Here is a 13362-nt window from a genome sequence, read left to right on the forward strand (position 1 = left end):
CCCTCAGCGCGGGCATAGGTGGCGGTCCACCTGATCGGTCCCGGTACATCGCCTATCTGGTGCCGGGGCTGCTGCTGATGACGATCGGCAGCACGGTGATCGGGACGGCGGTGTCGGTGTCGAACGACATGACCGAGGGCATCATCGCCCGCTTCCGCACCATGGCCATCCACCGCGGCTCGGTCCTCGTCGGACACGTGATCGGCAGCGTCCTGCAATCGGTGGCGAGCGTGCTGGTGGTCGGCGCGGTCGCGGTGGCGATCGGGTTCCGGTCGACCGACGCGACAGTGGTGGAGTGGCTGGCGGCGTTCGGGCTGCTCGTGCTCTTCGCCCTGGCCCTGACGTGGATCGCCGTCGGCATGGGCCTGGTCTCCCCGAACGCCGAGGCGGCCAGCAACAACGCGACGCCGCTGATCCTGCTGCCGTTGCTGTCCAGCGCGTTCGTGCCGGTCGACTCGATGCCCGGCTGGTTCCGGCCGATCGCCGAGTACCAGCCGTTCACGCCGGCGATCGAGACCCTGCGCGGGCTGCTCCTCGGCACCGGCATCGGCCACAACGGCTGGCTCGCCATCGCCTGGTGCCTCGGCCTCACCCTGCTCGGCTACTTCTGGGCCACCGCGAAGTTCGCCAACGGCTCTCAGTAGCCGGCCCGATCGCGTCGGCGACCATCTGGGCGGAGAGGGTGACCATGGGGAGCCCGCCGCCCGGGTGGACCGAGCCGCCCACGAGATAGAGGCCGTCGACCGGGCCGCGGTTGACCGGTCGCATCAGGCTGCCGGCGGTGCCGTAGATGGCGCCGCCGGGAGCCGCGGTCGCGGCGGCCAGATCGGCGGGCGTGCGGGCCTCGGTGAACACGAGGCGGTCGCGCACGTCCAGGCCGCGGCGAGCCAAAAGATCAAGGACGTGCTTGCCGTACGCCTCCGTGAGCCCCGGTTGCCGCCAGTCCACGCAGGACCAGCCGGTGCCGTGCGCGGGGGCGTTGACCAGCACGAACCAGGCTTCCGTGCCGGGCGGGCGCATCGCCGGATCGTCGGCGCGGGTGACAAAGACGGTGGGGTCCGAGGCGGGTCGCGCCCGTCGCGAGGCGGAGCCGAAGATGGCGTCGAACTCCGCGTCGTAGTGGCGCGGGAAGAACACGTTGTGGTGGGCGAGCGAGGGTGTCTCGCCGCGCACCCCGAGCAGCAGGACGAAGCCGGCGAGGCTGCGGTCGGTGAGCCGCGCGAGCCGGTGCGGGGCGGGCAGCAGGTCGCGGTAGACGGTCAGCGCGTCCACGTTGGACACGACGACGTCGGCGCCGACGAGGTCGCCGTCCACCCGCACGCCGCGGACACGGCCCTCGGCCGTCTCGATCCTCGTGACCGGGGCGTCGAGGACGATCCGGACGCCCAGCTCGGAGCAGCGCTCGGCGAGGGCGGTCGCGATCGTGCCCAGGCCGCCGGGCAGATACCAGCCGCCGAAGGCCAGCTCGGCGTAGGGCACGGCGGCGTGGGCGGCGGGCGCGCGGCGCGGGTCGGCGCCGGTGTAGGTGGCGTAGCGGTCGAGCATCATCCGCAGCCGCGGGTCCCGCAGGTAGCGGTGCCCGAGCCCGCGCAGGGTCGTGCCGGGCGCGATCGCGGCCAGGTCGCCGACCCGCCAGGTCAGGCCGAGCAGCGAGGTGGGCGTGACCGGTTGGCGCAGCACCGAGCGCCACGACGCGTCCCAGATGCGGGCGGCGCGCCGCCAGAAGCGATCCCAGTCGGCGGCGGCCTCGGTGCCCATCGCGGCGGCGATCCGGGCCAGGAAGATGTCGTGGTCCGACGACGAGTCGAGGACCGTGCCGTCCGGGAAGAAGTGGCGCACGACGGGGTCGAGCGGCACCGGGTCGAGGCCGATCTCGGTGAAGACCTGCGGCAGCGTGAGCAGGCTCGGGCCGGTGTCGAAGCGGAAGCCGTCCCGCTCGTACACGCCCAGCTTGCCGCCGATCGAGCGGGAGCGCTCCAGCACGGTGACCTGGTGGCCCGCGGAAGCCAGCCGGACCGCCGAGGTCAGGCCGCCGACCCCCGCGCCGATCACGACGATCTCGCTCATACCGGCCGTCCCCGCCAGGTCAGGGCGCCGCGCCGGCGCAGGAGGAACGATCGCGCCACCAGCCACCCGAAGACGGCGATCGAAGCGGGCTGGGCCAGGGCGTCGGGCCAGCTCCGGCCGCCGGTCGCGGCCGCGGAGATCACCCTTCCCCCCACACCCAGGGCGTACGCGCAGAGCGCGACCGACGCCGCACCCGACGAGCCCGTGAGCGCGAAGAATGCGACTGCGAGAGGCGGCGACGCGTACAGAAGAAGCAGAAGGACCACGACGGCGCCGGCGGCGACAGGCGTGCCGAACGAGCGCCACAGCGACTTGGCGTAGCCGTCGGCGAGCTCGCGCCACGAGTCGTACATGCGGCAGGTGGCGAGCGGGGCGCCGGCGGCGAGGGCGATGCGGCCGCCGGAGCGCTTGACGGCCCGGGCCAGCTCGATGTCCTCGAGGATCTCGGCGCCCACCGCGGCGTGGCCGCCGGCCTTCCGGTACGCGGCGTTGTCGATCACCAGCCACTGCCCGCCGGCCGCGGCGAGCGACGGGCGCGGCGAGCGCTCCATGGCCCGCAACGGGAGGAAGGTCAGCCAGGACCATTGCAGCAGCGGCTGGACGAGGCGGCCGGCGCCGGTGATGCGCGGGTACGGGGAGAGCAGGTCGATCCCGGCGGTGCGCAGGAGCGTCACCGCGGAGGCCACGGCGCCGGGGGCGAGCACCACGTCGGCGTCCACGAACGACAGCACGTCGGCGTCCGCGGCGGCGTCGGCCAGTTGCTGGCAGGCGTGCGGCTTGCCGAGGCGGCCGGGCGGCGGGGGAGTGCCGGTGAGCAGGACGACCCGGTGCCCGGCGGCAGCCTCGGCGACGGCGCGGACGATGTCGGCCGTGCCGTCGGTGGAGCCGTCGTCGAGCACGTAGATCGTCAGGTGAGGGACGCCTCGCTGGGCGAGCAGCGACTCGAGACAGGGGGTGACGCGGGCGGCCTCGTTGCGCAGCGGCAGCAGCAGCGCGACGTGCTCGCCGGTCTGTGCGTCGCGCGGAGGGCGGCGCAGCAGCAGGGCGTTCACGGCGGTGTGCGCGGTCAGGGCCACCCACGGCAGGAGGGCCAACCAGATCATGACGGGGGCCGCGACGGCCGGGGCCGCAGGCGCCACCCGACGGGCAGGACCGCGGCGCCCATCACCACGCCGCCCCAGACGGCCGAGCCGGGGAGATCCAGGAATACCGCGTGGGCGAGCACGGACGAAGCGTACGTCCAGAGCCAGAGCGCCAGCACGGGCGCGTCCTCCCTTCGGGGCTGCCGTACGCCGGAAGTGATCGACAGGGCCGTCATCAGCACCAACGCGAAGCCCAGCCAGCCCAGGTAGTTGCCGATCGGGATGCCCGGCACGCCCGGCAGCGCGGGGGTCGGCGACTCCCACCGCCAGTAGCCCTCGGCGACCATCTGCGGATCGAGGAACAGGTCCCAGGCGGCCAGCCCGAGCGCGGCGACCGGGATGCGCGCCCACGACGGCAGGCGCTGCGCGGCGAGCCACGCGGGCCAGGCCATCCACGTCCACGCCAGCGGGATGATCAGCGGGACGCCGAGCAGCTTGGGCCCGAGCTGGCCCGAGTAGTCGTACGTGCCGAACGGGAAGCCGGTCGCGACGCCGATCGCCTCGACCGCGAAACCGCCCAGTGTGGCCGTGCCGATGAGGGCGAGCGCCGCCCGGGCGCCGCGGGTCAGGGCCGCGTGCGACACCGACAGCACATAGCCGATCAGCACGGTGACGACGGTGAACGCGGCGCGGGTGTCACCGCCGGTGAGCGGGTAGCAGATCTGGAGGAGGACGAGCGCGCCGAGCAGGAGCCAGGGAAGTCGCATTCAGATGCCGACGATGCCCGGAGCTTCCTCGACCGGGCGCTCCACCAGCGGCAGCCCCCGGCCCAGGATGGCGAACTTGCGCTCGTCGCCCGGGAACAGGAAGTCGCGCAGCACGTCTTCGAAGCCGAAGCGCCTGTACAGCCGCCAGGCACGCGACTTGCGCTCGTCGGCCTCGGGCGTGGACAGCAGCACCGTGTCGCCCTCGGCCATCGCGAGCAGGGCGCGCAGCTGGCGGGCGCCGACGCCGTGGCCCTGGGCGACCGGGCGCACGTGCAGCTCGACCACCTCGAAGCAGTCGGCCAGCCAGCGCCGCCGCGCCTGGTCGTCGAGGGCGGAGCGCACCTGGTCGTGCCACCACTGGCCGGGGCCGGAGGTGTAGCCGTAGCCGAAGCCGGCGAGCCGGCCGTCGGTGGTCAGCGTGGCCACGGCCCGGAAGCCGGCCCGGCGCACGTGGGCGCCGATGTAGCCGCGGCGGGTCTGGAGCAGCTCCTGGCGGTAGCCCATCGCCTCGCCGTAGACGGACACCACGTCGTCGAGCCGACGCAGCAGGTCGTCCGGCTGCCACGCAACGAGCCTCATCGTCCGCTCTCGCCCCCTGCTCCGACATCCACCGACCGCCAGCCCAGCACCGCCCGGTCGCCGCTGATCTCGCGCACGGCGAACCGGGCGAACAGCTCCTCCGCGTACCACCGATCGGTGGGCGTACGCGCGATCACCGCGCGGTGCTCCGGCTGACGGTACGCGAATCGGGCCAGGTCCGCCGCATCACTCCACAGGCTGACGGTGCCCTGCCAGCCGATCGGTGCCTCGCCCATGCCGAAGTAGGCGAGCAGCCCGGGCGCCGCGTGCAGCTCCTCGACCACCGGCGGGATCGCCCGCCAGAAGGTCATCGCCCGCGCCGGCCGCAGCCGCGCCCGGGTGAGCGCCAGCGTGAGTCCGCCCGATCTGTGGCCCGTGCCGCCGGTGAACGGCTCCCGCCCGGACCACGTGCCGCGGCTGTGCAGCGGATCCAGCTCGACCCGTGCCGACGCGCTCGCCAGGCGCTCCCATTCGGGGAGCTCCACGGGCCCGGAGCTGACGGTCACCGCCGCGTAGCGGGTCAGGTCGGCCTCGCCGGGGCGGAAGCCGCTCGCGGTGCCCAGGAACTTGGCGAACGTGACGCCCGGCGGCACCCGGCGGCGGGCCAGGCGCAGCAGCGCCGATCCGACCCGGCGGGGCGGCACGCGCCAGACGTGCAGCGTGACCGGCATCAGGCCACGTCGGCCGGTGTGCCCGCGGTGACGCGGACCAGCTCGTCGTACGTGATCGGGAAGACCGCCTGCGGAACGCCGCCGGCCGCCCAGATCACCTCGAACTCGGCGAGGGCGGTGTCGATCAGCGTGCGCACGGGCTTCGGGTGGCCCAGCGGCGCGACGCCGCCGATCGGCTGGCCGGTGTGCTCGCGCACGAACTCGGGGGTGGCGCGCTTGAGTCGTCCGATTTGGAGCTTTTCTGCTACTTTCTTGGTGTCTACTCGGTGGGCGCCGGACGTCAGAACCAGCAGCGGCTCGCCGTCCGCGTCGAAGATCAGCGAGTTGGCGATCTGGCCGACCTCGATGCAGAGGGCGTCGGCCGCGGCGGCCGCCGTGTGCACCGCCTCGTCCAGGATGATCACCTGCGAGTCCGCCGCCCCGGCGGCGTCGAGGGCGTCCTGCACGGCGATGACGTTCGGGTGTGCCTGCATCCCGCTATTGTCACCACCCGAACCGTTCCCTGTGCAGGCGGGCCGGGGGCACCCCCGCCTCGCGGGCCGCCCGGAAGACCGCCTCGGCCCACGGGTCCGGCCCGCAGACATAGACGTCGTGGCCGGCGATGTCCGGCGCCAGGGCGCGCAGCGCCTCCGCGTCGCCGTACTCCGCGTAGTCGGCCGGCAGCCAGCTCGTCGCGGACGCGCGCGGCCCCACCAGCGGCACCAGCCGCACCCCGCGCTCGGCGGCCAGCCACTCCAGCTCCTCGAGGAACGCCACCTCGTGCGCGTGCCGGGTGCGGTAGACCAGGGTCGCCTTGCCCTGGCCGTACGGGAGATCCCACAGCAGCGCGAGCAGCGGCGTCACCCCGACGCCGCAGGCGAGCATGGTCACCGGCCCGCCCGCGTAGGTGGCCGCGGTCATCCGCCCGAACGGCCCCTCGATCAGCACCCGGGTGCCCGGCCGCAGCGTGGCGACGCGGGCGCTGCCGTCGCCGACCGCCTTCACCGTGATCCGCAGGGAGTCGCGGCGCGGCGGCCCGGAGAGCGAGAACGGGTTGCCGCGCAGGCCGGCCCGCCCGTCCAGGAAGCGCCACACGAAGTACTGCCCGGCGCGCGCCGGCAGCCGTTCCAGGCGCCGCCCGCGCAGGTAGACGGAGACCAGGCCGGGCGCCTCCGTCCTGACCTGCTCGACGGTGAGCCGGTGCCGGGCCGTACGCCAGATCGGCAGCCCGACCCGGAAGACCAGCACCGACGCGGCGGCGAGCACGTACAGGCTCCAGAAGTACGCACGCGCGGCGGGCGCGCGGAAGTCGCTGCCGAGCACCAGCGCGTGCGGCAGGGCGAGGGCGACGCCCGCGTAGGCGTACAGGTGCAGCAGATGCCACGACTCGTAGCGCAACCGCCGCCGCCGATGCCTGGTCGAGGTGATCACGACCAGGGTCAGGGCCGCCAGCGCCGCCACCGCCAGCATCATGCTCTCGGTTGCCATGGTCACCAGCAAAAGGCCCCTCCGGCTGTACGCGATGACGGCCATCACCGCGTGCGCAAGCAAGAGGTGGAACGAGGCGAAACCCGTCCAGCGGTGCCACCGGGCGAGCGTGTCCTGCCCGTACGCCCGCTCGATCCACGGGATGCGCGCCATGAGCAGGACCTGCACGAGCAGCAGGTCGGCGGACCAGAGCGCGGCGAGCCGTCCCGCCGCGGCGACACCGGTCGGCGCGTCGTCCAGGTGAGACATCCACAGCGCCGTGACGACGGCCAGGCTGAGCGCGGCGAGGAGCTTCGGCACGAGGCCTTTGTACGGTCCGGCGGCGGCCCGCGGGAGGGTGCAGTGACCAACCCGATGGTTTCCGGGTTTTCGGTTATCGGGGCAGCCCGGTGGCCTCGGCGCTCGCCTCCCAGAGCCGGGCGGCCGCCTCGGGATCGGCGGCGTGCCGCGACGGCTGCCGGGGATGGTGCCCGACGTAGTAGGCGCCGTTGGTGATCGGGTTGTCGGCCAGCCAGACGAGCTGCTCCCCGGCCGTCTCGGGGCTCGTCAGAAACGGGGCGAAACGGTAGAAGAGCCGGGTCGCCCGGCCGGTCCCGAAGTCGCTGCGGACGACACCGGGATGGAACGAGACACTGGTGATGGCGGGCCAGCGGCGGGCCGCCTCGGCGGCGAAGAGCACGTTCGCGGCCTTGGCCTCGCTGTACGCCTGCCAGGCGCTGTACTTCCTCGTCGCGCGCGCGAGATCGTCCGGATCGGGCCGGCCGCGCATGTGCGCCCGCGAGGCGGTGACCACCAGCCGCCCGATCCGCTCGTGCAGCAGCCCGGCCAGCAGGAACGGGGCCAGGTGGTTGCTCTGCATGGTGGCCTCGAAGCCGTCCGCGGTGCGCCGGTAGTCGCCGACCATGCCGCCGGCGTTGCTCGCCAGGACGTCGATGCGCGGGTAGGTCCGCTCGAGGTAGGCGGCGAGCTCGCGGACCTGCCCGAGGTCCTCGAAGTCGGCCTGCCGGACGTCGGCCTCCCGGTAGGGGTCGGGCGCGTAGATGCGCACCGCGGCATGCACCCGCTTCGCGGCCTCGGCCAGCTTGCCCGCCGTGCGCCCCACCAGGACGACGTGGTCGCCCCGCCGCGCGAGCAGCTCGGCCGCGGCCAGGCCGATGCCGGAGCTCGCCCCGGTGATCACCACAGTCCGGTCCATGCCCGGATTTTTCCGCCTGATCCTTTGTGGCGCAATCTCTGACTCAGGTCAGAGAATTCCTCTAGGGTCTGCCCATGGACCAGATCGAGCTCGTCCGCGACTTCAACCGCTACTACACCCGGCGGATCGGCGTGCTGACCGATCACTACCTGGGCCAGGACCGCCCGCTCGGCGAGGCCCGCCTGCTGTTCGAGATCGGCGACGGCGCCGACCTGCGCGACCTGCGGGCGCGACTGGGCCTCGACTCGGGCTACCTCAGCCGGCTGCTGCGCTCGCTGACCCGGCAGGGGCTGGTGTCGGTCACCCCGCGCCCCGGCGACGCCCGGGTCCGCACGGCCACGCTGACGGAGGACGGACGGCGCGAGCTCGCCGACCTGGACGAGCGCTCTCGCCGGAGTGTGGCCGGGCTGCTGGAGCCGCTGACCCTCGTCCAACGTGATCGGCTCGTCGAGGCCCAGACCGAGATCCATCGGCTGCTGCGGCTGGCGGCGATCTCGCTGACCGCGGTCGCCGACTCCGCGCCCGAGGCGCGGTTCTGCCTGCGGGCGTACGCCGCGGAGCTGAGCACCCGCTTCCCGGAGGGCTACGACCGCGCGGCCCTGCTCCCGCCCGGCACGCTGGGGGACGGGACGTTTCTCGTGGCCCGGGAGGAGGGCGAGCCGGTGGGGTGCGGGCTGTGGCAACGATCCGCCCCGGGCCTGGCCGAGATCCGTCATCTGTGGGTGAGCGCCGCGGCGCGCGGCCTCGGCCTGGGGCGCCGCCTGCTGACCGGCCTGGAGGCCGACGCCGCCACGCGGGGCGTCACGACGCTGCGGCTGGGCACCCATGCGGTGCTTACGGAGGCCATTGCCCTGTATCGCAGCGCCGGCTACCGGGAGATCGCGCCCTACGACGACTCGCCGTACAACCAGGTGGCCTTCGAAAAGTCACTCTGATCCCCCTATGGGGTTCCGTCGATCCGGTGGTTCCCAGGCGCCGCTCCGCGGGCCTACCGTGGGCCACGGTTCCGGCAGGCAGAGCTCTCGCCGACGAGAGGGGAAACGACGGTGGCGACCCTTGCGCGCATCCCGCTGGAGGGCGGCGGCGCGATCCTCGTCGAGGCGCCGGACGGCGACGGGCCGGTGAAGGCCGGGCGGCTCGGTGATCTGGTCCGTGACCTGCCGGGCACGCTGCAGACGGCGCTGGAGCCGGTGACCAGCACGGCGCGCGTGGTCATCGAGCAGCTGCGCCGGGCGAAGCCGACCCAGGTGGAGGTCGAGTTCGGTGTGGACCTGTCCTCCGAGGCCGGCGCCGTGATCACCAAGAGTGAGATCGCCAGCCACCTGGTCGTGAAGCTGATGTGGCAGGACGGCGACGGCGGAGGCTGACACATGGCAGGCCCGCCGACCGAGACGGCGGCCCGGCTGACCGCCGGTGTCGTCCAGGTGCTCGACGCCTCCGGCGCGGCGGCGGGAGCGGGCTTCGTGGCCGCCGGCGATGTCGTGCTGACCTGCGCCCACGTGGTGACGGCCGCGGGCGGCGGGCCGGGCGGACGGGTGCGGGTGCGCTTTCCCCAGCTCGACGGCTCGCCCGAGGCCGAGGCGGAGGTTCCGGCGGCCGGATGGCGGGCGCCCTCGGTCCAGGACGTCGCGGTGCTGCGGGTCGGCGCCCTGCCGGCGGGGGCGGCGGTCCTGCCGATGGGATCGGCGGCGGGCGCGCGCGGCCACGCGGTGTGCTCCTTCGGCTTCCCCGCCCAGGCCGTGTCCGGGGGACACCACGGCTACGGCAAGGCCGGCGGCCTGTTGCGGCCCGGCGCGGACGCCGGGCTGCTGCTCCAGCTCGGCGACGCCAACGACCTGACGGTCGGCTTCAGCGGCGGCCCGGTGCTGGACGAGCGGACCGGCCTGGTGCTGGGCATGGTCACCGCGATCACCCGGGTGGACGCCCACCTGCGGGGCGGGGGCATCGCCTACGCGACGGCGGCCGAGACGCTGCGGGAGGTGTGGCCCGAGCTCCGCGAGCGCGACGTCTGCCCGTACCGGGGACTCGAGGTGTTCACGACGGAGCACGCCGCCTGGTTCCACGGCCGTGCGGAAGCCGTGGAACGCGTCCTCGCCGCCCTGGCCGCGAGCCCCCGGGCGGTGCTGCTCCTCGGGCCGTCGGGAGCCGGCAAGTCCTCGCTGATGGGCGCCGGCGTCCTGCCCGCCCTCAGCGGCGGCGCCCTGCCGGGCAGCGACACGTGGGCCGTCATGTCGGTGCGCCCGGCCTCGCTCGTGCCGGAGTCCGTGCGCGAGCAGCTGGCCGGGCAGCCCGCCGGGCACCGGCTGCTGCTGTTCGTCGACCAGTTCGAGGAGCTGCTGGTGCCGCCCGCCGCGCGCCCCGAGGTGCTCGGCCGGCTCACCGAGATGATCGGCACGCCCGGCCTGAGCGTCGTGCTGGTGATGCGCGACGACTTCTACCCGCGCCTGGCGGCGCTCGCCCCCGGCCTGCTCGACGCCGTGCCCGGCGGGACGGTCAACATCCCGGCCGGCCTGAGCCCGCGGGACCTGCGCGACATCATCGGCCGGCCCGCCGAGGCCGTCGGGGTGCGCCCCCAGGACGGGCTCACCGAGCGGATCATCGGCGACGTGCTGGCCGCCGGCCCCGATCCGCCGGGTGCCCGGCAGGCGCCGACCACCGTGCTGCCGCTGCTGGAGGTCACCCTGCAACAGCTGTGGCGGCGGCGCGACGACGGGCGGTTGACGCACGAGGCGTACGAGCGCCTCGGTGGCGTGGCCGGCGGCCTGACCACGTGGTGCGACGCCGTCGTCGACGGCCTGGACGACTCCCGGCGACTGGTGGCCCAGCGCGTGCTCACCGCCCTGGTCCGGCCCGCCGACCCGGCACACGGCGTTCCGGCCGTCCGCCGGCAGGTCGCCCTCGCCACGCTGCGCGACCTCGCGGACGCCGCCGAGCCCGCGTTCGACGAGGTCGTCGCCGCCCTGACCGCGAGCCGGATCATCACCACGAGCATGACCACCGGATCCGGCGGCGCGCCGGGGGAGCCGGTGGCCGAGCTGCTGCACGACGCGCTGATCCGCGACTGGGCCACCCTGCGCTCCTGGGCCGAGCAGGACTCCCGCTTCTCCGACTGGCTGCGCCGCGCCGAGGAGCGGCGGGCCCGGTCGACCGGCCGCCCCGACGACCTGCTCGCCGGCAGCGACCTCCTCGAGGGCCTCGACTGGGCCCGCCGCCGGCGGCTCCCACGCGACACGGCCGCCTTCCTCGACGCCAGCCACCGGCGGCAGCGCACCAGGACCCGGCGCGCCCGCCAGGCCGTCCTGGCGCTGGTCCTGGCCGTCGTCGCCAGCCTGGGCGGCGCGGGAATCGCCCTGCGGCAGCGGCAGAACGCGGTGGCGGCGGAACGCGCCGCCGTCGCAGCCGAGCAGACCGCCCTGTCCCGCCAGCTCGCCGCCCAGTCCACCACCGTCCGGTCCACCGATCCCGACCTGGCGTCACTGCTCGCCGTGGCCGCCTTCCGCACGCGCCCCACGGCCGAGGCCACGGCCGGCGTGTACGCCGCGGCGGCGCTGCCCCTGGAGCATCGCCTCGCCGGCACCGCGGCGGTGGAACAGGTTGTCTTCGCCGCGAAGGGTGGCGGGCTGGCGACGATCGCCGACGACGGCTCGGCGCGGCTGTGGGACACGGGCAGCGGGCGGCTCCGGGCAGCCCTCGCCGGCCCGGTGAGCGAGGTGGCGTTCTCGCCGGACGGAAAGACGGTGGCCGCCGCCGGCCGGGACGGCGTGGTCAGGCTCGGGGAGCCGCCGACGGTCACCCTGACCGGTCACCGGGGGGCGGTGAACGAAGTCGCGTTCTCCCCGGACGGGAAAACCGTGGCGTCCGGCGGCAGCGACGGTGAGGTGCGGTTGTGGGACGTGGCCGGCGGGCGGCTGCGTGCCCGGCTGCCGGGACATGACGGCGAGGTGACCGACCTGGAGTTCACGCGGGACGGGCGCACGCTGGTGACCGGCAGCTTCGACCCGCTCGGCGAGGACTCCGGCGACGACGTCCGGCTGTGGGACGTGGCGACCGGACGGGCGGGCGCCGTCGTGGGCGGCGGCGACACTCCACTGGACATCATGACGGTCTCCCGCGACGGCAGGACGCTCGCCGCCGGCTCCGCCGACGGCACGGTGCACCTGTGGGCGCTGCCCGGCGGCCGGCCGCGTGCGACGTTCACCGGCCACACCGGCTCGGTGACCGAGCTCGCCTTCTCGCCGGACGGCCGGACGCTGGCCTCCGGCAGCTTCGACGAGGAGGGCGCCGACGGCACGGTGCGACTGTGGGACGCCGCGAAGGGCCGGCGCGGTCCGGCCCTCACGGGCACGCACAACGCGATGGCGTTCGCTCCCGACGGCCGCACCCTGGCGACCGCCGGAGAGGCCGGCGTCCGGCTGTGGGACTCTCGCACCGGCAAGGCCCGCGCCGCTCTCGCGGACGCCGGCGGGATGGACATGGTGGCGTACTCCCCGGACGGCCGGACGCTGGCCACCGGATCGCTCACCGGCGACGTGGTGCTGTGGGACCCGGCCGCGGGGCAGGCCCGCGCCTCCTTCTCCGGCCGGACGCCGTGGCTGACCACGATGCTGTTCTCCCCGGACGGGCTGCTCCTCGCCACCGCCGGCGCCGACGGCACGACCCGTCTGTGGAACGCCACCGCCGGGCTGCCCCGCGGCACCCTCCGCGGCCACCGCGACCGGGTGGGCGACCTGGTGTTCTCGGCGGACGGCCGCACCGTGATCACGGCGAGCCTGGACGGCACGGCGCGGACGTACGACCCCCGCACCGGACGGCTCCGCGCCACGATCGGCCGTCCCGGCACGGCGATGGCCGCGACGGTGTCACCGGACGGGCGGACCCTGGCGGTGGCGAGCAGCGACGACGAGTTCGGCTCGAGCGCCATCGGGCTGTGGGACGTGGCGGGCCGGCGGCTCCGGGCCACCCTCGGGGTGCACACCGGCACGGGGTACACGGTGGTGTTCTCCCCGGACAGCCGGTCGCTGGTCACCTGGAGCATCGAGGGCGAGGACGGTGACGGCCTGGTCAGGCTCTGGGACGCCACGGGTGCGCGGCTGCGCGCCACCCTGCTCGACGAGACCGAATCCGGATCGGCGACGGCGGTGGTCTTCTCGCCGGACGGCCGGACCTTGGTCACCGGCAGTGTCGACGACGATGACAAGGGCTCGGTGCGCCTGTGGAACGCCGGCACCGGGCAGCCGCGGGGGGAATTGGCCGGGTCCCTCGGCTACGTCACCGCCCTGGCGTTCTCCGGGGACGGCCGCACGCTGGCGAGCGGCGACGGCGACGGCACCGTCCGGCTGTGGGATCCGGCCGGGAAGCGGCTGATCGCCACCCTCGCCGGGCACACCGACGCCGTCCGCCACCTGGCGTTCTCGGCGGACGGCAGCATCCTGGCGAGCGGCGGCGGCGACGGAACCGTGCGGATGTGGGGCGCGCCGGGCGGGGAGCCGCTGGCCACCCTCGCCGGGCCTGCCTCCCTCGCCGGCTCCGCTCCC

At 74.8% G+C, this 13362-nt stretch carries 12 protein-coding genes; 4 read left to right on the plus strand and 8 right to left on the minus strand.

The features are described from left to right. Window positions 1-644, plus strand: a 644-nt coding sequence (locus Ade02nite_RS38660) for an ABC transporter permease (protein ID WP_203774789.1), incomplete at its 5' end; no start/stop codon positions are given. Here the strand turns inward: Ade02nite_RS38660 and Ade02nite_RS38665 are convergent. The 8 genes from Ade02nite_RS38665 to Ade02nite_RS38700 form a co-directional block, all read right to left on the minus strand. Continuing rightward, window positions 589-2067 (minus strand): phytoene desaturase family protein, encoded by a 1479-nt coding sequence (locus tag Ade02nite_RS38665; RefSeq protein ID WP_203774790.1) that lies wholly within the window; start codon window positions 2065-2067, stop codon window positions 589-591. The two genes, Ade02nite_RS38660 and Ade02nite_RS38665, sit on opposite strands and share 56 nt — an antisense overlap. After that, window positions 2064-3170, minus strand: coding sequence for a glycosyltransferase family 2 protein (locus Ade02nite_RS38670; protein ID WP_203774805.1), 1107 nt, complete (start codon window positions 3168-3170; stop codon window positions 2064-2066). The genes Ade02nite_RS38665 and Ade02nite_RS38670 overlap by 4 nt, the downstream gene beginning before the upstream one ends. Next, window positions 3167-3916, minus strand: a complete 750-nt coding sequence (locus Ade02nite_RS38675; RefSeq protein ID WP_203774807.1) for a carotenoid biosynthesis protein — start codon at window positions 3914-3916, stop codon at window positions 3167-3169. Before Ade02nite_RS38675 ends, Ade02nite_RS38670 begins: the two co-directional genes overlap by 4 nt. Beyond that, window positions 3917-4495: a GNAT family N-acetyltransferase gene (locus Ade02nite_RS38680; RefSeq protein WP_203774809.1), complete on the minus strand. Its 579-nt coding sequence runs from the start codon at window positions 4493-4495 to the stop codon at window positions 3917-3919. It abuts the gene before it with no gap. Then, entirely contained in the window at window positions 4492-5166 is a 675-nt protein-coding gene (locus Ade02nite_RS38685) for a monooxygenase (RefSeq protein WP_203774811.1), read from the minus strand. The genes Ade02nite_RS38680 and Ade02nite_RS38685 overlap by 4 nt, the downstream gene beginning before the upstream one ends. Continuing rightward, window positions 5166-5639: a YbaK/EbsC family protein gene (locus Ade02nite_RS38690; RefSeq protein ID WP_203774813.1), complete on the minus strand. Its 474-nt coding sequence runs from the start codon at window positions 5637-5639 to the stop codon at window positions 5166-5168. The genes Ade02nite_RS38685 and Ade02nite_RS38690 overlap by 1 nt, the downstream gene beginning before the upstream one ends. Window positions 5640-5649: 10 nt before the next feature. Then, on the minus strand, window positions 5650-6933 hold the full coding sequence (locus tag Ade02nite_RS38695) for a ferredoxin reductase family protein (protein ID WP_239169358.1): 1284 nt from the start codon (window positions 6931-6933) through the stop codon (window positions 5650-5652). A 73-nt stretch (window positions 6934-7006) separates the two neighbouring features. Beyond that, complete coding sequence (locus tag Ade02nite_RS38700; RefSeq protein ID WP_203774815.1) at window positions 7007-7828, minus strand: SDR family NAD(P)-dependent oxidoreductase; 822 nt, start codon at window positions 7826-7828, stop codon at window positions 7007-7009. A 74-nt stretch (window positions 7829-7902) separates the two neighbouring features. Between Ade02nite_RS38700 and Ade02nite_RS38705 the strand changes: the two genes are divergently transcribed. The 3 genes from Ade02nite_RS38705 to Ade02nite_RS38715 all read left to right on the plus strand — a co-directional run. Beyond that, window positions 7903-8763, plus strand: a complete 861-nt coding sequence (locus Ade02nite_RS38705; RefSeq protein WP_203774823.1) for a bifunctional helix-turn-helix transcriptional regulator/GNAT family N-acetyltransferase — start codon at window positions 7903-7905, stop codon at window positions 8761-8763. Window positions 8764-8874: 111 nt separating this feature from the next. Beyond that, on the plus strand, window positions 8875-9195 hold the full coding sequence (locus Ade02nite_RS38710) for a CU044_2847 family protein (protein WP_203774825.1): 321 nt from the start codon (window positions 8875-8877) through the stop codon (window positions 9193-9195). Between the two features lie 3 nt (window positions 9196-9198). Beyond that, window positions 9199-13362: nSTAND1 domain-containing NTPase (locus tag Ade02nite_RS38715; protein ID WP_203774834.1), on the plus strand; the 4164-nt coding region annotated here is incomplete at its 3' end.

The organism is Paractinoplanes deccanensis (assembly GCF_016862115.1).
GTDB lineage: Bacteria > Actinomycetota > Actinomycetes > Mycobacteriales > Micromonosporaceae > Actinoplanes > Actinoplanes deccanensis.